General features: G+C 57.9%; 16 protein-coding genes. 6 read left to right on the forward strand and 10 right to left on the reverse strand.

Going from position 1 to position 23,172, the window contains the following annotated elements:
* Nucleotides 1-44: 44 nt before the first annotated feature.
* Entirely contained in the window at nucleotides 45-815 is a 771-nt protein-coding gene (locus OCW50_RS22365) for a hypothetical protein (RefSeq protein WP_262299009.1), read from the reverse strand.
* A gap of 697 nt (nucleotides 816-1,512) precedes the next feature.
* Between OCW50_RS22365 and OCW50_RS22370 the strand changes: the two genes are divergently transcribed.
* On the forward strand, nucleotides 1,513-1,851 hold the full coding sequence (locus OCW50_RS22370) for a hypothetical protein (RefSeq protein ID WP_262299010.1): 339 nt from the start codon (nucleotides 1,513-1,515) through the stop codon (nucleotides 1,849-1,851).
* Between the two features lie 365 nt (nucleotides 1,852-2,216).
* A complete protein-coding gene (locus OCW50_RS22375; protein ID WP_262299011.1) occupies nucleotides 2,217-5,753 on the forward strand; it encodes a sigma factor-like helix-turn-helix DNA-binding protein in 3,537 nt (1,178 codons plus the stop codon).
* Between the two features lie 3 nt (nucleotides 5,754-5,756).
* On the opposite strand, the gene OCW50_RS22380 is transcribed toward OCW50_RS22375, so the two are convergent.
* From OCW50_RS22380 to OCW50_RS22405, 6 genes are all read right to left on the reverse strand, one after another.
* Nucleotides 5,757-7,838 (reverse strand): AIPR family protein, encoded by a 2,082-nt coding sequence (locus OCW50_RS22380; RefSeq protein WP_262299012.1) that lies wholly within the window; start codon nucleotides 7,836-7,838, stop codon nucleotides 5,757-5,759.
* Entirely contained in the window at nucleotides 7,835-8,848 is a 1,014-nt protein-coding gene (locus OCW50_RS22385) for a PD-(D/E)XK motif protein (protein ID WP_262299013.1), read from the reverse strand. Before OCW50_RS22385 ends, OCW50_RS22380 begins: the two co-directional genes overlap by 4 nt.
* Nucleotides 8,845-11,709, reverse strand: a complete 2,865-nt coding sequence (locus tag OCW50_RS22390) for a Z1 domain-containing protein (protein ID WP_262299014.1) — start codon at nucleotides 11,707-11,709, stop codon at nucleotides 8,845-8,847. The genes OCW50_RS22385 and OCW50_RS22390 overlap by 4 nt, the downstream gene beginning before the upstream one ends.
* 8 nt (nucleotides 11,710-11,717) lie before the next feature.
* Nucleotides 11,718-13,238 (reverse strand): ATP-binding protein, encoded by a 1,521-nt coding sequence (locus tag OCW50_RS22395; RefSeq protein ID WP_262299015.1) that lies wholly within the window; start codon nucleotides 13,236-13,238, stop codon nucleotides 11,718-11,720.
* 318 nt (nucleotides 13,239-13,556) lie between these two features.
* Nucleotides 13,557-15,014, reverse strand: a complete 1,458-nt coding sequence (locus tag OCW50_RS22400; protein ID WP_262299016.1) for a DNA cytosine methyltransferase — start codon at nucleotides 15,012-15,014, stop codon at nucleotides 13,557-13,559.
* A gap of 22 nt (nucleotides 15,015-15,036) precedes the next feature.
* Nucleotides 15,037-15,462: a very short patch repair endonuclease gene (locus tag OCW50_RS22405; RefSeq protein ID WP_262299017.1), complete on the reverse strand. Its 426-nt coding sequence runs from the start codon at nucleotides 15,460-15,462 to the stop codon at nucleotides 15,037-15,039.
* Between the two features lie 440 nt (nucleotides 15,463-15,902).
* Between OCW50_RS22405 and OCW50_RS22410 the strand changes: the two genes are divergently transcribed.
* Nucleotides 15,903-16,946, forward strand: coding sequence for a hypothetical protein (locus OCW50_RS22410; protein ID WP_262299018.1), 1,044 nt, complete (start codon nucleotides 15,903-15,905; stop codon nucleotides 16,944-16,946).
* A 737-nt stretch (nucleotides 16,947-17,683) separates the two neighbouring features.
* On the opposite strand, the gene OCW50_RS22415 is transcribed toward OCW50_RS22410, so the two are convergent.
* From OCW50_RS22415 to OCW50_RS22425, 3 genes are all read right to left on the reverse strand, one after another.
* Nucleotides 17,684-18,091 (reverse strand): hypothetical protein, encoded by a 408-nt coding sequence (locus OCW50_RS22415; RefSeq protein ID WP_262299019.1) that lies wholly within the window; start codon nucleotides 18,089-18,091, stop codon nucleotides 17,684-17,686.
* Nucleotides 18,092-18,433: 342 nt separating this feature from the next.
* Nucleotides 18,434-19,171, reverse strand: coding sequence for a hypothetical protein (locus OCW50_RS22420; protein WP_262299020.1), 738 nt, complete (start codon nucleotides 19,169-19,171; stop codon nucleotides 18,434-18,436).
* A 579-nt stretch (nucleotides 19,172-19,750) separates the two neighbouring features.
* Complete coding sequence (locus OCW50_RS22425; protein ID WP_262299021.1) at nucleotides 19,751-20,554, reverse strand: hypothetical protein; 804 nt, start codon at nucleotides 20,552-20,554, stop codon at nucleotides 19,751-19,753.
* Nucleotides 20,555-20,625: 71 nt separating this feature from the next.
* Between OCW50_RS22425 and OCW50_RS22430 the strand changes: the two genes are divergently transcribed.
* The 3 genes from OCW50_RS22430 (at nucleotide 20,626) to OCW50_RS22440 (ending at nucleotide 23,156) form a co-directional block, all read left to right on the forward strand.
* Nucleotides 20,626-21,159 carry a DUF3102 domain-containing protein gene (locus OCW50_RS22430; RefSeq protein ID WP_262299022.1) on the forward strand — a complete coding sequence of 178 codons (534 nt, stop codon included), beginning with the start codon at nucleotides 20,626-20,628 and terminating at the stop codon, nucleotides 21,157-21,159.
* Nucleotides 21,160-21,170: 11 nt separating this feature from the next.
* Complete coding sequence (locus OCW50_RS22435; RefSeq protein WP_262299023.1) at nucleotides 21,171-21,449, forward strand: hypothetical protein; 279 nt, start codon at nucleotides 21,171-21,173, stop codon at nucleotides 21,447-21,449.
* 543 nt (nucleotides 21,450-21,992) lie between these two features.
* A complete protein-coding gene (locus OCW50_RS22440; protein ID WP_262299024.1) occupies nucleotides 21,993-23,156 on the forward strand; it encodes a tyrosine-type recombinase/integrase in 1,164 nt (387 codons plus the stop codon).
* Nucleotides 23,157-23,172 lie beyond the last annotated feature (16 nt).

The raw sequence follows: 23,172 nt of genomic DNA on the forward strand, positions 1-23,172 counted from the left end.
AATGGGCGCTGCATTGGGAGTGCCCGATGCCAGCTTTCTGGATCCTAAAGCCCTAATTTTAGTGAGATATCTTTCCACTCTTTGGACAAGCGTGGATTCAGTTTTCTGAACAATCTGCTTGACAAAGAAATGCCTGCCTGTGCTTTCCCCGTTTCATAAGCAAGCAAGAGCTCTATTGTGCGAGCCTTGTACCCCTTAGACTCGAAGTCAGACGTTGCTTGTATCAAGCTATACAGTGAAGCATAAACGTATTCGAACCTCGTCCGAAGCCATTCAAGTCTTACCCACCTAGCGATAACTTGTTCACTGAAGATCACCTGTGCGACAGCTGCCAACAAAGCAAGGTCGGTTGCTCTGTTCAACATGGCTAATATCCAAGCCGCAGCATACAAGGCGATCTTCGTCCGCTCATACGGGAGCATGCCACGAGCTATCGTTTTGCTGAAAAAGCTATTCTCCAGGAGGGCTGCGCCGAGACGTTTGGAAGGCCGGGTCTGCGTGTTGTTGTAGTAGCCCGATGACTGCTTATGGATTAAGGCGACGCCGAAAGCGTTCGATAGGAAGTCGGCGACTCTTTTGTCCCGCGCCCGAGATGACCAGTAGAGGCGAATTGCTAAGCCTGAAACGAAGATTGCTAATACACTCAGGGCGAAAAGCGACTGGATTGCATCACTGACGCGCGGATAGGTTGCTTTGTCGACCAATAAGGCTGCGATAGAGAGGGCCCCTGCTATATAGAATGCAGCATCAGACCAAAACTCAGCACTTTTGAGAGGGGAATAGTACTCTCTCCCAATCGGGTCATCTCGCTTCATGGATACAAACTACCTAAGACGCTTTTGTGCTCACTTAAGAGGGCTCTGATCGATACCATAAATGAGAGCACATGCCACTGGTCTGCAGCGCACTGCCTTATGAGCGGCTTGAAATATTACGTAGATGGAGTGAAGGTGCTGAGGGCGCCCATTCTCCAAAATTTTTTTTGTGCGCGACCCAATGGTACCGAAATGAAGGTCCGATGGGAACCCGTAACGTCACTGCGCTTCATTCCGATCCTGCCAGAGTTCAGCCGCCGTTCTGCGCGTCAAACTTTAGGAACATTTAGCGAATCCTTGTTCGAGTCAGATGTCAAGCACTCCTGTAATCGAGCAGTTTTGAATCGGGATACTGCAGTGTCACAGGGCTGTTCTGATAACAGGTTCAATAGTGTCAATAATAGCGTGGCGAATATTAGATGTGATTGGATCTGCGAATCTCAAAGATCGGTTGTGATCGCTTTATTGTTGATGACCAACTTGCGATCGCTGATATTATCTTTAGTTGTGGCCGGATGGGCTGCATTGTAGCCGCTTTCGGCTGATAATATTGTTTGCACATCAGGCGAGTGGACTGAATACAACTGGGCGCGGAACACTCGGTGCATTTGCGGTTCAAGCGGAGGCGCCCCAGTGCATCGCCACGCACGAATTTATCGTCCCTGCTCACGCGTCTCAACTACTTGGGATCTTGTTCATGAAGATATGGTCTAGGAACAAAACCTACCGCAAGCCCGTGGAACTCATGGGATACGTGGGCTACGCCACAGATGAGGGAGCCCTAATCCCGTGGCCAGTGATGCACCAGATCATCAAGGGTATTCAGGAAACGAAGGACCACTTTGAACTTCTCGCCGAGGAAATGAAAAAGTGGCATAACCAGATTCCGGATGGCGAGGACAGGCTTGCGTGCATCAGGCGCACGCATGAGGCAGCAACCCAGCCTTTCGGAAGCATCGACTTCGTAAATGACGCTGTCGCCGGAGCTGAGGCATCTTCCAGGAGGGAAACCGTACGGATCAAGAGAGATCAGTGATCCAACTGCCACGGCATGGAATAGAAGTGTCCACGCGAGATCGCGCATTCGCCCTCCGATCAGCCATCTCAGGCTGACCCTGCAATGAGCGGGACGCTGCGGATTAGGCTGTTTACATCCTTGGAGCTCAGGCTCGGGCGCCTGGGCCTATTCCACCTTCGGGACACCCGAGCACATATCAGGGGCCAATTGGTCCTGCTTGACCCCCGGCATCTGCACTCGTCATACTGCGTAGTGTTTCCAGGTTCGGGCGGCTGAAGACAAAAATGGCTAAATGCATCTTCTGCGGTGACTACGCAGGGGCCTCAATACGCGTACCATACGACTATATATCACGAGGCGGGGATCGGGGTGCCGAAGCTCGAATGGCAGATGTTCCCGTATCTCTGCCCATATGCATGGAATGCAGGGAGCTTCTGGACGGCATTACCTATACATCTCTTGAAAGGGCCGCCCGCCATCTCAGATCGTCCTACCAGGAACGCTACGCGCATCTGCTGTCGGAGCTGAAGTGGACCAGGGAAGAACTGCAGGAGCTCGGTTACAGTTTGCGCTCGACAATCGAGCTCTCCCAGCGTGTTCATCTCGAGATCAAGGACAGGGTAGATCGGTGCGAACGCGCAGGCTACCTGGGACCAGACATATCCGAAGAGCTCCGTGATGAACTCGAGTACGAGGTCAGACAGCACATCGCCTCGCTCGAGAGCTCTGACAACAAGATCGAAGGAGCAGGCGAGTCAGGGGCCTGTTTGTATCCCGCCAGCCCGGATATGGCTGAAAATGCAGCTGCTGAACCCGGATCCGAGGAACCTTCATTCGATCAGGATCCCGCCCGCGTCCCAGAGAGCGCGGCGGCTCCGCTGGATGAATTGGCGAATGAGATCTTGCTGGAAACCTCCGGGCTTCAAGTCTCAGAGGATCCGGATACTCGTGACGACGAGACAGAGCTTCAATTCTATCCAGACGATGGCGGGGAACGTGCCGACACCGAGTCCCTGGAGGTGCACGATGAGGGAGCTCACGTCGATCAGCAGGCAGCTTGTTCTCTACCATCTTCAGTCGGCTCGTCTCACCCCGTCGGACCTGAACAGCACCCGCTGCCTGAGAAAGGTCTGGATCTCACGCTTGCGGAGCTTGTGGAGCGCCGATCCTTTGTGTCCGTCCGCCTCGCGAATTGCGCACGGCACGGAAGCGTGTTTCGTCTGACAAAAGTTGGAGACTTCCTTGAGGATCCCGATGCGGTCCGTGCAGCACTGTACCGGGTGCGCTCCATGGGGCGAAAGACCGTAACCGAGCTCGAGCGACTCATCACATCGTATGCGGAAGCTGTTGAAACCGCTCGGCTTCAGTCGGCCACTTCCGACCGAAATCCATCGCTGATACGCCAGTTGGGGATTACGCTTTTGGATCTCGTTAACCGCAGCGAGTCAGCATCCGTAAGACTTGTCAATTGCGCGAAGCACGGGGAGATCTTCCAGTCCGCGACGGTCCGAGATTACCTTGGTGAAACCGCGCTGATACAGGAACAGCTTCATCGAGTGCCGGCGATGGGCCGGACGACCATAAGCGAACTTGATCGACTTGTCCGATCGTATGCTCAAGCTGTGTTGGCCGGAGATGTTCCAGAGGTTGAACCGTCAGACGATGAGATCCAGAGTACTCCCGTGATCCCCGAGCGGATTGCGGTCATGACCGTAGGTGATCTGGTCAGTGTGGAGGCTGTTTCAGCTCGTTTGTTCAATTGCGTCACATCAGATGCCGAAGCGGCGGCGATTCCCCTGAGGATGGCAGTTGAGGATCGCCAGGGGTTCGTTCGACGTCTTCTGGGCATCTGGTCGCTCGGCAGAAAATCTATCGACGAACTGCTGGATGTCGTCGATCGGACCATCTCTCGAATGCCATTTGCGGCAGGTGCTGACGACGGAGCTGACATCTCAGACGGCATGCAGGAGATAGCGCTCCTGATGGAGCAGGAAGCTGAGGGAACGCTCGCCCATAAAGCACTGGAGAACGTGCTCGCGACTGGTCTGAACCCGGATGTCCTGCAGAAATCATCAAGGGAGGCTGTGCGCGAAGCGCTTGACGCACTTCCCGAAAGGCAGCGCTCCGTCCTGGAGCATCGATTTGGGCTGGATGGCCGCTATCCACAGACGCTGGGACAAATTGCCCAGCTTGTCTACGTGACGCGGGAACGTGTGCGGCAAGTAGAGAGCAAGGCTCTGAAAACCTTGAGGCTGCCCGGCAGTCTGTGGGCGTTTCAGCGACTGGTCCATGAGGAACAGGCCGAAGCATGGGACACGATGACCGGTGGACATCCGATCCTTACGCCGAGCTTGAAGCGGGCCAATCTGCCCCTTCTGGATGCATTATTTCTGCTGGCGGTCACCGTTGTTCATGACGGCCTCGATGAATGGATCAGCTCCTACGCGACAGGCACAACAGGTGGATGGGCCGGTCCTGCCAATGACATTGAAGCCATGCGCCGGAATCGGAAAGCCGTGGTCGAGGCGCTTGAGGGCCTGATGCTTCCGCGGTCTCTGGATCCAGTAGCGGCTGCCACCGGCCTCACGCCCTGTGATATCGAAAGTGCTTTGAAGCTCAGCAAGGACATGCACATCTACTGCGGGTATGTTCATGCCGGCTTCCTTGGCGCACAGGCGAAAAGGACGATCAAGCTCCATCGCCTTGCCGCGTCGGTTCCGGGCAGGCTCTTCGACGTGCAGACACTGGCTAAGCTCTATCGAGATGCCCATCCGGAGGACCAAGTAAGCTCGCGCATGGTCCTCATGCAGATGTCCGAGGCTCCTCACCTGTTCGGGCAGCTGTTCGACAGCATCTGGTTTGCTCTGCCTGCGTCACCGGGCGACCGCGTTCAAGTGATCCCATACGAGCTGGATGCCTCGGAAGACGATGGGGGTTTTGACGAGGGCCTCCTCGGGGAATGGCTGGTGGGCTGCCTGCGCCACGAAGGTCCGTCTAGGCTGACCGATATTCGGGATCGCATGGCGGCCTCGGCCCTCGGCTCCAAGTACTCCAGGACGAGCGTGAGGGCGATACTTGGAAGCCACGCCTGTTTCCGGAAGGTCGCTCCCGGAGTCCATGATGTCTACTCCGGAACAGCGGGTACCCGTGACGAGCGCTTGGTTCCGCTGCTGAGTGAGAGACAGTGCAGATTTTATGCTTACTCTCGCTTTGGAGGGGATCCGCCGAACTATTTTCCGTTCTGGGACGGGTCGCTTGAGTGGCGCCTTTGTGTCTGGGCACGCGCGAATGCCTCGACAGAAACATTCCGCTCGCTGCTTCATGTGGCTGAGCCCGCATCATGGCCGGCTGACGAACACGTCAGATTGGAGTGGGCCCGGCTCAAGAAGATATACGGTTCATGGGAGCTGTCGCTGACCAGAAGAGTGGTCCTGGGCTCAAGGTTCCCAAAGCCCGACGAGCTGTACGCTGCTCTCGTTCACTTGGTCTGCTTTGGCGCGATCAGCTGGTTCTCGGTTAATCGAACATCACAGAACAAGCTCGACAATCATGATGCAGCCGACACCCTCGCCCTGCTGGCAGCTGTCGGAGCGGTCCGTGCGCCCGCGCACTGGCAGATGCCGCATCATGCATCCCCCCGGGCAAAGGAGCTCCTGCAGCAGATGGAGCTCGAGCGATGCCGGTCCGGATCGCTCTCCTGGAGCGAGGGCGTGCTGTCCGCACTGCTCCCTGGCACAGGAGCCACGGCAGCCGAGAACACCTGGATTCCCGCCGCTGAACTCTCTGCGATGCTTCGCGTACAGCAAGATTCACACGGCACGCAGCCTGAGAGGGCCGGGTCGGAGCTGAAGGAGCTGGACGAGATATTCGAGTCCGATGACTGGAACAGTCTGTTCAAGGAGAATGCCGGCTCTGATTGACGATCAGGCCATGATCCTCCGATCTGCTTCAAGAATTCCGTTTTCAAGAGCCGCGTTCAGGATGGTGCGCCCTTCACGCGCCTTCTTGCCACTGACGTCCTTTGCCCACCCTCCTGCGGACACCGCTGCGAGCTCGGACGCGACTTCACGCTGCCTGGGATCCAGAAGTCCGGAGCTGGTTCCCCACTCGATGATGCGGATCCAGTCCGCAGGATCTGTCCGGCGGCATTGCTGAATGGCATCGAGCTCATCAGGATCCAGCGTGACCCGCACTTCCGTCGGCTTCACGCCCCAGCCTCCACCCTGGAGCACCACCTTCTGAAACTCCGGTGGAGGATTGTCCGGGAGGGCGAGTTCAAGGGCTCGAACAGCCTTCCAGCAATCCGCTTTCTTGCACCATTCGGTGACATTTCGCGTTCCGCTCGATTCGACAATAGCCGCGGCTACCTGGTGGCTCCATGAGCGAATGAGATTCTCAAGGCCTGTCGAGATGCGCTGCTGCTGCCACACGTGGAGAAGGTCAAGCATTTCGCCGGACTGAAAGGCTAGCATCGAAACCGTATAGGCCACGATATTGGCCCTGTAGCCTTCGAACTCCTCCTTGCGGACGATCCGGGTCGTTTCATTGAAAAGAATTGCCTTCGCGATCAGCTCTTTGAAGAACGTGTCATCGGGCTTCCAGGTTTTCGGGCGGGTTTCTCTCAATCTCTGCATGAAAAGCACGAAGTTCTTCTGTCCGCCGAGACTGACCTGGTGCGGCAGCTGATCCCAGGCATTCATGAACTTTGCCAAATCGATTTTGGTAAACTTGCGCTGCGGCGGTGTCCGCTCCTTGAACTGCCGCAAGCGTGCGTCCGTCGTGCCTTCCTTTGCCTGAGCTACTAGGTACTGGCCTCTTGCCCGTTCATAGAACCAGCGACCCTGTTCCCCCGGTATCCAGGTCTTGTCCGACAGCCGCTCGAGTTCGATATGGAAGGGATCATTCGCCGAGAAGTCCGCCATCTGAATCGGATTCTGTGTGTTTGCGAACGCAGCAATCTGTGGCGCAAGATCATCCAGAAGATCGGGCTTGACCACCGTCAGCTTCGCCTGGACAAAAACCTTCGACAGATCCGCCTTGTCCTGTTTGCCGGCGCGATGGATGGATGCAGTGGTCTGGCCGCCGTTGACTACCTGAAGTCCCTTGATGCGGCTGAGCGCGGGCTGCCCTCCCGGGAGTAGGATCGTTTCAACCTCTTCTGCGGTCATCGAGATCCCATTGTTGTAAGCCATGAAACGCTCTGGTGACTGCCTGAGCGTTTCGCGTATGCCCCGGTTCACCTTCCCCTTCGCCTGAAGGAACGATCGTACATTTCGCTCGAGAAGTCTTGGCCCGAACTCATCGTACAGACGGAACAGAAGGGTTCCGGGCACGACAGTCACGAAGGCGGCATATTCGCCGTCGAGGGGAGCCGAAACGCATGGCAGGGGCGTGCCATTCATCTCCGCGACATCTATGTCGATCTCGCGGCTCGGCCCCGCCCCAACTGCTCGGGACAACCGCTCCATGTCCCAGACCTCAAATCTGAGCTCAACCTCGCCGACCTTTTTTGCCGGGAGCTTGCCGGGCGCGAGCCCTGTCACGCCGTCTGTAAGAATGAAAACGCGCACGCGACTGATCCGGGTCCCAATCTCCGCTATGCGAGCAGTCATGGCATACCGGTCGGTCGCCGGCTCAAGCGACTTGTGCAGTCCGTTGATGGCTCCGCGGAAGTATCGTGCAGCCTGCTCGATGGACTTCTTGACCTCGTCTCCGGGGACCTTCATCGGAGACGTGGCATTGAGAAAGATGCTGACGAACAAGTCGAGGGTATCCTCCTCGTCCGACGTCGCATAGCCGTTGATCTTGCAGCGTCCTCTGTCCACCGTTCCTTCGAAATAGCAGGTCCGCTCGTTCTCGATGATGCCGACCTGTTCAGCCAGCATTTCAAGCATGAGTTCCGTAAAGACATTCTCCTTGAAATCCGGCCCGGATCCGTCTGACCCGGTCGAACGGCTGAGAAGCTCACCGTTGAAGTCGGCGATAAACTGCTGCAGGTCACTCATGCTGCGATCTCGTTCATGTCATCTGTGCCGATGCCGGCAGGTCTCTCGAATGCTGCGCAATCGGCAAGTCGCACTGTGTAGCTGGCCTCTCCGACGCCAAGCGGTACCGTCGCCCGGGTCAGGCGAGGAAACTCTTCGCGAACGTCGAACCAGCGCTCGGAGCGCTGCAGGTATCGCCTTTCAGTATAGAAACGAGCATGAGCATCCATGTAGCCTGCCGCGATCAGAGACGCATCGAAGTCGATTGATGCAGCAGGGTCAGTCGCAGCGATCGCCGCCCGAAGACGGTGAACCATCTCGGGGAGTGTGGGCCCACTTTCCGAATTGCCGTCGAGAAGCACATGGACGAGCGTCAGCGGGCGATTGGCCCCGGGCTCGAGCTGGTCGAGATTTGAGACACGGAACGTTGCGGGATCGCGGCCTGTCGACGCCTTGATCTCAAAGGAATGGCCCGGCAGCTCCATGTCGTGGGGATCCCCATAAGGCCCCCGCCATGACCGTACAGCCACGTCCGCAGGCACGACCGGAAGCATGCGGGTCTCCAGGAACATGAGTTCGGCAACGAGGCCGGTCTGTGCCTCTTCGGACAGACTGCCGGTTCCGTACTCTGTCACGAAACGTTGCCATGTATGAAGACGTCCGAGCAGCAGGCGGACCGCATGGGAATCGCCCGATGCATTTGCCACAACGGATGCCACGTCCTCTGCCAGCGTTCCGAACACGTCGCGATATCGAGGCTCATTGAGTACGAGGCACAGCCGCACCGATCCGGTCGGACCCGGCACAATGGGCTGGGCTTCGACCGTAAAGCCCACACAGTCAGGGTACTCTGCTCCATGCGGGATAGCCTGTGCGCTGACAGAGAACAGTACGGCGGGCGTCTCGCCTGGGCAAAGCAGAGCCGCCCTGATGTCGCATGAGGAGTTCAAACGGACCCGCCGCGCGTGCCAGCCGGGCTTTGCGCGTCCTTCTTCGGCGATCTGTGCCCAGGCGCTCTCGATCTCGGTCAAGCCGCTTCTCCGTACTGCTGATCCCAGTAGATGTTATTGACTGCATACACCACGGGATGAGCCTTTCCGCTTGTCGGGAAACTGACACCGAAACCGATGATGGGAAGACTCTCGGGAGAAAGTTCTGCCTTCTCCGGGTCGAGCGGGTACAGCAGGAGCAGGCCTCGTTCAGGGTGATGTTGGCCGCGAACCCGCCGGATCGCGGGGCCGGAGGGAGAATCAGGTTCGGTCTTCCGGCGCGATCGGGCCGCATCAGGCCGCCAGTCCTCTATGGTTCTCCGAAGCGCAGCCTCATATTCGTCAGCATTCAGATCGATTGCTTCGTCACGAGGAGAAAGGAGGCGGCGAATCACGAAGCGATTTTCTGCTCTTTGTCGTTCAAGGCTGATCCGCGGATTGGCCGAGCGAACGATCATCCGCGCCGTCAGCGAATCGATTTTGACCTCGCGGCTCCCCTCGTCACCTGACATCAACGCGACATCCCAGCTGGTCAGTTCGCCTGCCGCCATCTGCCGCTCAACATAGGTCGCAAGTATGCGGCTGTTGACCTTGACCGCGCTCTCGTGTGTCCTGAACGCCTCAAGGAAGTCGACAATCGCGTCGCCAGGCACTCCACGCCAGAATTTCGATCCCTTCCACTCGTGGTCGCCGCCACCCGACCTGTTTCGTCGCGGGCTTGTCTCAGTCGGGGGACCGATGCGACGGACGAGTTCACATGTTGTTTGGTAATTTGCAGTCAGGGCCGGACCACCCCGATGGAAGACGACGGTTTCCTGCAGGTCGCCCTCGAAGACCAGATCAACGGTGGTCGAGTTGCGCATCTTGACGCGCGAAGTGACCATGAGAACCGGATGAGCCTTTACCTTGAGGCCATAATCTTTTGGCGTTCCGCCGATCGCGTGCATGTGATCGAACTCGCGACGCAATTCCTCGGCCGCTTCTGTGATGTGACAGAACCAGTCTTCAAGGTCAGGGGTGGTGTAGAGCCGGCACAGATCAAGGTAGCCGGGCCGGTACCCGAACCATCGGCCCATCTGCATAAGCGTATCGTACATACGGCTTGCACGCAGGAAGTACGAAATGCTCAGGCCCTCAAGAGTGAGACCCCGCGCGAGTTTGTCGCCGCCGATCGCGATGACATTGAAGCCTGTCGCCTTGTGGATGTCGTAGTCAAGAATGTCCTTGGCCGTACCGTTGATCTCCCGTACCCGAATATCGTCGGCTGCCAGTGAGAGAAGCGGTTCGAGCACGTCCCATCCGACCGGCTGGAACGTGCGGTCTTGAAGACTTGCCTCGACTTCAGCCGTTGTCGGTACAAAATCCTTCTCCCACAAGTTCTTGATCTGCTGGTGGACGCTGTTGGCTCCGGACTCGCCACGCCTCAGCCGGCGCTGAATGGACGCCAGAGTCCGCTCGACCTGCGCCTTCACGACCCGCTGCACGTTGGTAAATCTGGTAACGTGGACCAGCATCGAATTGTGAGAGGCCACCTGACCTCTTGCCCTTCGAGCTGCGATGACGATGATGAAAGCCAGAATGGCTTCATGCAGCGAGGCCGGCACATCGTCCGAACCGTCGACAAGCGGATAGTGTCCGTTGTTGTGCACCGGTGGCATCCACCCGCGTGTTTCCTCATCGTTCGATGTTTCCGCATGATCCTGCAGGTGCCGGATGATCGGCAGGCCGGGCTGCCCCTGATCGTCGGCATCGAGGGGGTCGAGGCCGAAGATGCGGACCGGGCCATCATAGTTCGAAGGTGCCGGAAGGTTCATGATGAAGCTTCTCGGGAAAAGGTCATCGCCTTCCTCCCTCGTCCGACCCTTGTCATGAATGAAGATGTTCGCGAACGGCGTCGCAGTGTAGCCGACATACGCAGCCTGCTCGAAACGTTTCAGGAGCGTCCGTATGAGCCTGTTGATGGTGGTTGGATCGTGCTCGGGGTCAGGTTCGCCGAATTCGTCGAATTCCTGTTCTCTCGTATCGACGGAAGCGTGGTCGGCCTCGTCATCAACTACCAGCAGCGGCACGTCGGGCAGAGACTCTCGACCGTTCAGGACCGTGTCGACCCAGCGGATGATGTTTGTGAGGACCGTCTTGTTCTTCTTTACGACGAAAAGCATCGGTCGGCCGCCCGGACTAATTCCCATGTGGCGGACAAAGGAAAGCTTGAAGTCGCCGTTGTCGGATCGATTGGTGACCCAGTCCGGCTGAATGCTGTGATCAGGATCGATGAGGCCGACGCCGATCGAGCGAAGCTTGTTGGCGTCGGCATCATTTCTTGGCATCGTTTCATAGCCGAGGAAGCCCTCGTCGAGGCGCATCTGGGTCTGGCTTCGCAGGTTCTTGTGGATTCCGGCAAGCACGATGATCACTTTGTACCCGGCGTCCGCAGCCTTGCAGAGAAGGCCGGTATAGTTCGACGTCTTGCCGGACTGGACATGCCCCACGACCAGACCTCGACGGTCCCATTGTCCTGGTCGCCTCGGATCTTCAAGACGGCTGATGATTTCGTCCGTCGCCTCGTCCAGTTTATCGACTGCGACAGGAGACCATTCCTGTTCAAGGTACTGTCGATAGCGCGGCCAAAGGCGCCAGCCGGTTTTTCTCTCGGCATTGAGCCAAGCAATGTGGTCTTCATTGTTCTCCAGAATGAGCGTCCGACCGATCCAGACGCTGAAACGGGCCTCGAGGTTCCGGACGATATCGCTCCGGTCAACGGCCGCTTTCCAGCGTGGGTTGAGCATGAGGACCCGGTCGACCGCAGTTTCAATCTCCTCCACCGTAAGCGGCTCTTCACCCAGCTCATTCTGAAGGAGGCTCTGGGCCGTTTCCAGGACAGCCTGTGCATCGCTCTTTTTCATGGAATTACCTATGCGGCCTCGGGGACAAGGCGATTGATGATGTCCGGATAGTTCTGGAACGGGTCAGTTGAGAGGAGCTGCTGGCGCGCCAGTTCGGGAGAAAGGCCGACCCGGGTTGTCAGATGCTTGAACAGGCTGCAGGCGATTCCCTCGAGCTCCGGCGGTGGAGCTTCTGCGAATGCTTCCTTTCGGATCTCCCCCTTCTCGACCGTATCGAGCCAGATCCGCTGGACCGGAACGGTTTCTTCGATCAGACGAAGCGCCTGTTCGACCACGGCTTGGTCACGTCCCGCAGCTTCGAGGACCAGCAGGATCGCAGGATGGCTTCTGTTGATACGGTACCGCGTGCCAGACCCAGCCTCATCAACAGTCCACGCCGACTGCAGGTCTGCGGTTGGTGCCCTTTTCCCGTACGCTCCTCGGTGTGCGAATACCTGACGTGCCTGGGAACGGACTGTTTCTGCAAGCGCGGTGAGTCTCGCCTTCAGCACCCGCGGCGGTCTGGCAGTCGACTTCTTGATGTCGATCTCCCAGTCCTCGTCGGCGGTGTTTGGAAATTCAAGGCTGAGGCGCGCCAGTTTATAGGGCTCTTCGCGGGTCCAGAGGCGCGGCTCGCCCAGACCGAGCCACCCACCAGCAACGAGCAATCGGCGATTCCTGTAGACATAGAACCCCTGCTGGGAGGTCCACCCGTCGCGTCCTGCTCCCTCGCGAAACTCCTCTTCCGTAAGCTGGTCCTTGTGAGGCAGAACGTATCCCTGCAACTCGACGAGCCCGTTCGCGGTCGGGATTCTCTCGACAGGGGTGATGGACGTGGCCGGGGACCATGCAAGGAAGGGGTCCCAGGGTCTGACACGGCTGCGCGCATCAGTACCATTGATGAAGATCTTCAGTTCCGGATGCGAACCTTCGAGAAAGCGATGGAAGACCATACCAAGATGCTGTTCGACCCTGTCGATCATCAGCAGAAAGGCGTCCTCCGACCGACGGTCATCCGACAGCATGCCGGCCGTAAGCCGGTCCATGCGCTCCCAGAGGACCAGAGTGCCCGAATCTTCATTCTCAAGGCCGAGGAGCCGGTCTTCGGACCCGGGAGCAGGTTCGGACAGGAGACGCCAGTCGTTAACGTCCGGGCGGGCAATCAGATCGAGATCCCATCTTCGGACCGCCCTGCTGCCCCCCTTTTTCGACGCAACGGTGAGCCGCCGGCATTGTGCGAAGGAGGCCGTTTTCAGTCCAAACCCGAAACGTCCGAGATCCGAACTTGTGCGAGTATCGAGGGGGCTCCGGCCTCCCAGGGTCATTGCACGCCTGAGTTCCGGCTCGTTCATGCCCCTGCCATCGTCCAGGATCGAAATCCAGGAGTCCGCGCCGGCAAACTCAAAATGCAGCCGGACATTTTTCGCATCGGCCGCAAGGCTGTTGTCGATGATGTCCGCCAGCGCAGCCTCCACGGAGTATCCAACTCCCCGCAGGGACTCGATCATGGCGTGGGCGGGAGGCGGGACAAGCTCGTAGCTGTTGTTCATGCAATCTGAATTGTTCACAGGATCGGCGGACCCATAAATCCTAAGAATCGCCTCCTGAATTCACAAGATAGTCTAAAGATCATGAGCCTGTTTGTTGCAGGTGACTCGGGCAGCATCACTGGGCCGGAATGCTGATGCAATGCCCGGACGGAGTTTGAGAGCAACAAGTTGGCAGCAAGTCTTCGGGGCGCCTCGTCGAGAAATGAACGGCAAAAGCAAGATCATCGAGTTCGTGTCACAGACAGTTAAAACAATCCAAAGATGATTCTCATGTTCAGAAGCTGCAAGGTAGGGCAATGACAGGGTGAATGTCCGACATCAGGCTGCATATTCTTTAGATTGCTTGGCTATTGATCGCTCAATAGTCATTGTGCTCGTTAAAACTCTCTTCAGTTCCTTGGCCACTGCGAGTCCAAGCAGAGGCGGCACTGCATTTCCGATCTGTCGGAAAGCAGCATTCATGGCACCTGCGAACTGGAACCCGTCGGGGAATGACTGCAGTCGGGCAGCTTCACGGACAGACAGCGTACGCTGCTGACGCGAGTCCCAGTGGATATGGGAATAGGTGTCCTTCCCCATGTGCGCAGTCAGCGTACGGGACGGCAGGTCTGGATCAAGCTTCCACCACTTGTTCGGGAACTTTCCCGGATTGTAGGGCGGGACACACTCTTTTCTCAGCTCCTTCCACCGGGAAGAGCCCGCTCTCGGACGGACAGGCTCGGCTGTGAGACGAGCTTCGAACAGCTCCTCGGCCACTTTCAAAGCCTCCGGGTATGAGGTCCCTTTGGCCATCCGGCGGAAGATCGGGTAATCGCGCGGTGTCATTCTGACCACATTGCCAGAGACCTCTCCGTCCGATCGGAAGCCGGGCCATTTCCGCATCAGCTGCGCATATGGGGTGAGACCGGCAAAGCTCCGGTATGGCAGCCGGTCAGCTATTTTCCGCCGACGCATTTCCAAGGGATTCCGGAAGTGCTCAGTGATAAAAGGCAGATCGGACAAGGCGCTTCGAACCGAGATTTGTTCGGGCAGTCCCCCCGTAGCCTTCGGAATCGGGACGAAGCGGGAGCTGACCGTGCAGACATGCCTGAGAGCAACAGTGCGAACGCCTTCGTAGCCAGCGGTCATATTGGCGCGGTGGGTCGGAACAGGAAAGCTGGGCCGAATCCCAAGGGACCGGTCGACAGCTACGAGGAAAAGCCGCTCGCGCATCTGAGGAACGCCGTAAAAGGCAGCATTGAGCAGCGTATAGCCCGTCGAGTACCCGAGGTCTTCCAGCGTCTGACAGATTTCCTCAGGCACATTGTGGCCACCAAAATTGAGAATGTCCGGGACATTCTCGATGATTATGGCGATGGGCTGGACGATCTCGACATATTCGAGAAATCGTTTGTAGAGCTTCGCCCGGGGATCGTTCTTGAACGCTTCGTCGTCACCGGCAATCGATCTCAGCTTCGACCTGCCGATGCGCGCGAAAGCTTGGCATGGCAAGCCCGCAGCGAGCACGTCGAACGCCTTTTCGGCAGGTCCCAAGCCAAGTTCAAGGCTGAGGTCATGCGGATTCTGTGAAACCATATCACGTGCGATTGCCCATGTTTGGGCAGATACTCCCGGAGGGGGGCTGAAATTGATTGCGTAGCTCGCTGCAGCGAGCGGGTCATTCTCGATGTGAGCCACCAGTTCGAAGCCCGCCCTCGACAGGCCAAGCGATAGTCCGCCGCATCCGGAGCAAAGCTCCAGTACCCGCGGTGCTCGCCCCTCTCTGATGCGCCGCAACTTTGCGGCCCGGATTCTGGTCCTACTGCTCATTATCTCCCGCATACTCCAGATGGGCGGCGATTCGCGTGCGCAGAGTCTCAGGATTCCGGGTTTCACACTCCCAAATTATGAGTGGATCCCATCCCAGAGCCCTGAGCTCCGAAAGGACTCTCCGATCACGCTCCTGATTTCTCCGGAACTTCTCGTCCCAGAAAGCCGTGTTGCTTTTGGGCTGATAGGCAAAACGGCACCCAGGATGCCGATGCCAGTAACATCCATGTATTAAAATTACCTTGCGCAGTCGCGGGAACACCAGATCAGGAGATCCTGGCAGATCCCGCCGGTGCAGGCGGTACCGGTAGCCCATGGCGTGAGCGATGCGCCGCACCCTCAGTTCCGGTTGGGTATCCTTGCTGCGGATGCGGGCCATCATTGCAGACCGCTTGGCCTTCTCGACGATATCCATTTCACTCGCCCTATGTACCGGTATTGGTAGTTCAGATGCGTCCATATCCGGTATCAAGCATGAACTTGGTACGGGATCCTGGCTGGGAGATTCTGTGGTGGACAGACGGGTTTCGAGCGGAACGATACGCAGCGACGATGCAAGCTTGGTATCCGCATCACGGGCGACGTTAGCTGCACCCGGGTTGCTCCTCGCTCCTCACTTTCGATCAGCCTCGCTTCCTTTGGCCGGCACTTCGTTGATATAGTGAGGAACCCTGACTGAATCCTGACTGACGTTCATAGGATGCAAGGTGCACGCTGTGATCAGTGACGAGGACAGCTCCATGATCCCGAGGGCGAGCAAGCGCGGTCACATTCACAGGCTGTAGCTCTTCCGTCACAAGGGATTCGAAGATGCCGTTCGTGTGTCCTCTTCTTGACCTCTGGAGGAGGGTCGCCGTGGGGCGACTCTCGTACCACCCTGATGATGACCCACTCCTGACCAGCGCCTTTCACCGGCTGCGGCTGGACAGAGCGCCTGAGCCCTGGTTCGGGAGCCCGTCGAGAGCGAAGGTCTTCTACCTGACCCTGAATCCGGGACATGCTTCGGATGACGACGGCACGCTTGGGTCCGGGTGGCGCGACTTCTGCTACGACATGATGCTGGAGAAGATCAGTCGCGATCGCTTCCTCAGCGAGGCTCCACCGTCGGCCGTACGATGGCTGCGCCGGGCACATGGTGCGTACGCCGATGTCGCCTTCGACCAGATCTGCAACCTGAGGCTTCTCGCATATCCGAGCGTCGACAAGTCCTCCTTTGGCGAGCTGTCCAGCCGATTCCTGGAGCTTCCTACCGTTCAGCAAACGAAGTGGTTCGTGCACCGCGAGCTGGTGCCGCGCGCGAGGCGCAATGAGCTCGCGCTGCTTGTCCTCCGCGGGGTCGAGGCCTGGGGCTTCCGGCCCGGCCGCGAGGATATCGTGGACGGCAGCCTCTTCATCTCAAGAGCGGTCCGGGGCGTGTCGCTGACACCCGGGTCGCGCGTGGGGCACATCATTGACCGTTGCTTGGGATCGTCTGCCGCCGCCATCGCACCGCGGATCAAAAGAGATCGGCGTCCACGGCATTCATCTTCAACTCCTGTCGGAGGGTCGTTGGTAGACGAAGCCCCAGACGACACAGGCATGCCACTTCACCCGACACTGAGAGGCGAGTGCACCCCGGGGCAGATCAAATGGATCGAGTACCGAGCCCCTCGAGCCAGAATTCGCAAGCTGCGGCCGGAGAGCTGTACCTTCGCAATGGCCCGCCGAAACAGTTACATCGGTGGTCCACGTTATCGGATCTTCGAGTTCCTGGACCGGGAGCCGAGCCTTGTCGAAGCGATTGAGTTCGCGAGCCAGCAAGGAATGAAACTCACCGGATCAAAGGCTTACTGGGACATCGTGGAAGCCTTGAAGCAGGGGTTCATCGAGATTGTTGACGAAACCAATGGGCATGTCTGAGCGTGGTCATTGTTGGTCGGAACAACGCATGCCATCTGGTAATGGCAACTGTCGGCCGAGGACCAAAAGTGCCGGCAACCTGACGACATCGGTTAGCATGCGAGCGGAGCGAGCCTGCGTGGAGCGAAGCGACACGCAGCAAGTATTCAGGATCAGCGCTCGCATTGCGTACGGCATCAGCAGCGAACCGATTTCTTGTGATCATCGGTCGGCCTCGCTTCGCTCGGCCGACGCTTCGCGGTTCCGAGTGAGGAGAGTCTTGCCTGATACCTGACGGGCGTTCGGAGGGTGCAGTTCGCCCTCACGGGGAGAACTGCACACCTGACGGTCGTCCCGTCGGATAGCTCCGGATCCGCACACCCCTAGGGTAGGACAGGCCGTTCGTGTTGCCCTTCTTCTGTGCGAGTTCGCTCGGCGGATTAGGCCGAAACGGCGGCGGTCGCCCCCGGCCGATCCGGTGACTCGGAGGCGACGTGCTGGTCATGATCGCCAGCGTCTTGGTCCAATGGGACCTTCTCATCACAAAAGAGACCAGGCACCCCGGCCTCTCTGTGCAGGCCGACGAGACGGTGGACTGATTAGAGCCGCCACAAGCCCCGGAGTTTCACCGGTTTCTATGTCCATCATGAGAGACGGTTGCTCGCCTCATACTGCTATTTAGCAAACGAATGTGGGCCGGACGCTCCGAATCTGACGATCGAACTCAAGAAAATGTTCTCGGTCCGGCGATTGCGGGCTCAATGTTTCGTTCTGTGGCCTGCGCTACCAGTTTTTTCGTCACCATCATGAGCGCCTATGTGGATGGAACGCTCATGGCATTCCGACAGATTTCTGATCCTTTTGAGCAACAGATCATTAAGGTCAAACTCTCCTTCGAACGGTCTTTCGTCACTCATCACCGAAAAATTCAGATACAAGCATATATTGAAGCAAAGAGCAGATTCTGCATTATTTTCTGCGGCCTCTGAAAGATAGGTCAAATCACGCTGAAATGATGCAAGTTTTTTGTCATAGTTATTAACTTCCGCCAAGAGTGGTACAACTTCGATTAGATGATCACATAATTCGTTCACCATGTCGTCTTTCTTCGTGAGAAACTTTCTGATGGCAGGCTCGGTTTTATTGAGGTGCTTTGATTTGCTCATGAGCGCTGTGTCTTGATTTCGGTTTGAGTGGTAGCGGAGTTTATGACTTCGCTGCTCTGTGAGTAAGCGGCGGTACCGTAAACTAACTCGATTGGATGAATTATGCGGTCGCCCCAAGGCCGGCAGGAGAATGGTGCTTGTAGCATCGGTGGACCTGTCTGATTCCGCTCAGGACTCTTTGAAGAATAAGCGTTTGACCCAATAGACTGGGACCGATAGCCAATTCTGGCCACGAGATGTCAGGCTTTCGGGCAGTTCTCGAACGCTGCGCATCTGGAGCCCGGCACGGGACGAAAGATCGTCCCGGCCGCAGTACCAAGCGTAGAGAGACAACGAGAATTACTAATTGTCGAGAACTCCCGACATTCGCATTCTGCTCATAACGGGCCACCCAATGTGCTGAATGATCGCTCTTTCTATCTGTTCCATGCAGCAGGCTTCCCGAAGCACATACGCAGAGTCCGAGATTGCTGACGGGACATCATTGACACCTCTGACGATGACGATCGCTGGAATTTTGCGCTGCTTGAGTATTTCGCAAACGACTATCGTCGCATCAAAGTTTGAATTTAGCTCCAGGATAGCGGAGTCGACATCACTCCCAGCACACATCGCCGCCCCGAGTGCTGTTGAAACCTCAACTACATCGCAACACCACCATTCAAGGTGTTCGGAGAGAGTGGTCGGGAAGTAGCGAACATCGGTTGCGTAGAGCCATCGCACAGGACTAAGGGAGCGGAACTCAGCGATCCTAAAGCGAGGCTCGTCGGCCGGCAAAAAATCTGGAAAATAATATTGGAGCCAGCCGTCTATATCCCTGAGCCGATACCACAGGTCTCCGGACATGTAGTCCTCCTCGTAGTGCGGCCCACGACCGGACCTCGCAAGTATCTCCAGCATATCTGATGGCCAATCGAACCTGACCTTCCGCTTGATGTACTCTGTTGCTTGGGCTCGATCGTAACGCTCCTCTGAACGAGACGCGTTTTGGACCTTATCGATCCACTCGCGGGCTGGATTGCAATGGGCGAGATTTGCTTTTACAGAAACGTCCTTGAGGATTTCTGGTGCGACAAGCATATAAAGTTCCTTTCCAGGAGCTAGGACAGGGCGATTGATCTTGAGGGAGATGCCGACAGACCGCACATCTGATATCCAAAACTCCTGCTGCTAATGCGGAAATGCGTAGAGATGTCTGATGATCGGCTTGGTGCCTAAAAGCCTCTTGAGGAGCCGCTCTGGAATGACATTCTCCCGAGGGCTGTAAAAGGCTCTCCAAGAAATGCTTGGGCATGATGGGTTTGCCCGGCAAAAATTTTAATGTTCCGCTTCTTGTCCATCGTATGTTCCTTTCAAGGCTGGAGTGGACTTGGTTGCGCAGCGCGCAGGAGGAAGTTTCTGGTCTGCATCAAACCCTGCGCCCACAACCATTTGACAGCTGCCACACTGACCGTCATCGGTATCTTTGCATCGGAATGTCAGGCCGATTTTTGCCGGTGCAGCTCGTAGCGGTGTTGTTCCGTTCGTCGGATACCGACGCGCACAAACATCGATTTTTCGTTCCGAATCGGGGAGATTGGTCTCCATGGCTTTTGGCTCATGCCAAACACGATGACGTATGGCAGGCAATTCGCAGCTAAGGAGTTCTGATGTGTGGCGTCAGCCCGGTCGTGACAGCTCGCTTACACGCCTGACAAGCTGCGCTGCGCTTACTTGGCGTATCTCGCTGGCTAGTTCCTTGGCACGCTTCTCACCCAGTTCGGTGAGTGTTGCGAAATACGTCTCGGCAAACGGCGCTATCGCTTTGAGGATAAATTCGACGAGTTCGATGGATGGATTCGAGCGGACGAGAGGCATGCGGCACTGACGGGTAATCACATCGATTCGCAGCACAAAACCGAGGAAGACATCACGAGTCCTGCGGTTCTCCTTGGGCGGCTTATATCCAGCTTCGAATATCCTTTCCGCCGATCGCAGCGCAGTCAGAACCGCGTAGGCTTCATCTTGATCAGCGCCGACCACGGCATGTGCTTCAACAATCACCGCGATTTTTGCCAGAGCTTGTTGGACGAGCCTCTCTGATGCGAGCCACGTCTCGCGAAGCTCACCGGTTTCCATTTGCCGCTCCCGATATTCAAGGTCGAGCAGAAAACGCGAGGCATCGATGTCCATCCGGCGGCGCATATCAGGTCGCAGCCCGCGGCGTTCCAGCTCCAGCCAGCCAGCATCCGTCCATCGAACAACGAACGCGGTGTCGAGGTTGCCTGGCCAGTCCGGATCAGGCTCCCGGACCTCCATCAGGGGTAAAGAATTGTGCCGCACAGTTTGCACCCCGTTCCATCCGAGTTCTCCGGCATCACCGGAGAGGGCAAGATCATGACCGGAATCCGGTAGTCTAATCTTCGGATGACAAGATGAGAAGCTGTGATCTCTGGCAGATATGGCGCCATTCAGGGAGGCCATTTTTGCCGTTACGGGACTTATAACACGCCGCTATGTCTCTGTTTACAAGGTTATCGCTTGGAGGACGAACCATGCGCGACGGTGTTCTATCACCGTTACCCGTGCCTGCTGATGGTGAAATCGCTTGCCAGGATCATCTATTCGGATGCCTTGGGGCAAGCGGGTTTCCCTACGATGAGCTCGCTGCTGACGATGCGGCAAACGTGCGGGCCCGCAGCGCACTGATCAAGACGTTTCACAAGCAGGAGAGTGCGGCGGCAATCGCAATCGGACAGGAGTTGCTGGCCGTCAAGGGCCTGCTAGGACGCGGGCGTTTCGGGCGCTGGCTGGCAGCGGAGTTTATGTGGGACGCCAGGACGGCGGAACGATACATGTCGGTGGCGCGGGCTTTCGCGGACGATTTAGAAATCGCCGCGAGCCTGCCACTGACGGCACTCTACCTCTTGGCATCCCGCTCGACGCCAGCCCGGTTTCGCGACGAGGTGATCGCCTCTCTTCGCTCCGGCCAGCGAGTGGATCCTGCTCGCTTGCCGGATATGTTACGGGCCGCAAAGCAGACCGTTCTGTTTGAAGGCGCGCCCGAGCCGCAGGACCAGGGGGGCTGAGAAACGACATCGTGTCGGATTCGGCCAGTGAGGACATGTCGCCAGAAGCCGTCGGTCCCGAAGCCGCACCTGCAGAACCAAGTTGTATTCACCAAGCTTTCGGAAGCGGACGCAATGCTTCGGTGCAGACTGATCCAAGTGCTTGGGAGGGGACCGTAACGGCGGCGGACGAGGCTGCGCTGATCCTCAACCGACTTGGTCAGGCCGACGCGTTCCGCCTTCTCAAGCTTATCACCATCGCTGGTCTCGAGCTTGTGCGTCACACGCTGCTGGCGCTGAGTCGCTCATGAGGCCGGTCGCCCCCTGATGAGGGCGCCGCATGCAGTAGAAGCTTCGGCATGAAGAGCACCCGCAGGGGCATCAAGGAGTAACCGAACATGGTGGAGCTCCCTAGTCCAGAAAGGCCCGCCGAACGGCGGGCTCTCAAGGATCAAGTGGCACGGTATCATGATGGGGACTTTTATTCAGTGCTGACCAGTCCCTGTGTGCCGATTAAGCGGGAAGGTGTCGGGTGTCTCGGACAGAACCCGGAGAAGGAGCAGGAAAGCCTCTGCCGGAACCCCCGTTCGCCGTGGGATGCGAGTTCGCAGCATGGCTGAGAACCTTGCCTCACGGGCGGTTCCCGATCGGCTCGCCCATGCCTTTCAGGGACGAACCGTCCTGACTCTCAAGGAAGCGGCGGCAGCGCTGGAAATGGACGAGAAGCTCCTGCGGGCGGCGGTGAAAGCCGGCAGGGTCAAGTACATCCGCTGGGGGCATGGGCAAGCCCGCGTTCAGCGGAGGTTTCTCCTCATGGATCTGCTCGAATTTCTCAATGCGGAGCGTCGTCAGGAATGTCCCTCTACAAGCGTCCCGACTCCCCGGTCTACTGGACCGACTTCAGGATCCAAGGTCAGCGATTTCGCTGCGCTACGGGCGAGACTGAACGCCGCTCCGCCCAAGCCGTCGAGCGGCGACTGAAGGACGAGGCAAAGGCAAGACTTGTTGCCGAGAAGGCGCGCCGGGCCGCTTGGGGCGGCAAGGAGCCGCCGACCATGGGCCATGTCGTGGCGCGCTACTGGACCGAGGTCGGCCAGTTCCACGGCACCCCCAAGACGACATGGTGGGCGCTCGAGTGGCTGGTCGACCACTTCGGGGAGGCGACACTGCTCACGGACATCACCTCCGAGCGCATCGCCCAGATGGTGGCCCACCGCCGCACCATCCGGGTCCGGCGTGACCCAAAGAAGGCGCTGGTCGAGATCCGATGTGACCGGGTGCAGAACGCGACCGTCAACCGCTATGCCATCGAGCCGCTCCGCAAGCTCTTCCGCCGCGCCAGGGACGTCTGGCTCTATCCTGTTGTGTACCCCCGGTGGGGCGACCTGCTGCTCTCCGAGCCGCAGGAGCGGATCCGCGAGGCGGCGCCCGACGAGCAGGTGCGGATCCTGGAGGCGCTCGGACCGGACTACGGCCGCCTGTTCCGATTCATGATCGCGACCGGCGTCCGGTCAAGTGGCGCGCTGCTAACTTGGTCACAGGTTGACCGTGTGAACCGCGTGGCCCGCATCCGAAACAAGTCCCGGAACGGGCAGCCAAACTGGTACACGATCCCACTGACGAAAGCGCAGCTCGTGATCCTCGATGAATGCGCTGGGCATCATCCCACTCATGTCTTCACCTATCCGGCCAAGCGAGGTCGGAAAGGGTGTCTCAAAGGGGAGCGCCTGCCGATCACGGATAGCAGCTTCAAGACGCACTGGCGACGCCATGTCCGCGAAGCTGGCATTGCGGAGGGCTTCCGACGGCATGACACCCGCCACACGGCAGGGACCCGCTACGTTCGCACGACAGGAAATCTCAAAGGGGCACAGAGGCTACTCGGCCATTCTCGGATCGAAACGACAACCCGGTACGCGCATGTGCTTCTCGACGATATACGGGCTGGCCAAGAGGCTGTCGAGGCGGCAGCGCCCGCGTTCAACCCTCGCGTCTCTGATGCAACGGTGGATCGGTAGTCAAACAGAAGTCTGT

The organism is Microvirga sesbaniae (assembly GCF_025460805.1).
Classification (GTDB): Bacteria; Pseudomonadota; Alphaproteobacteria; order Rhizobiales; family Beijerinckiaceae; genus Microvirga; species Microvirga sesbaniae.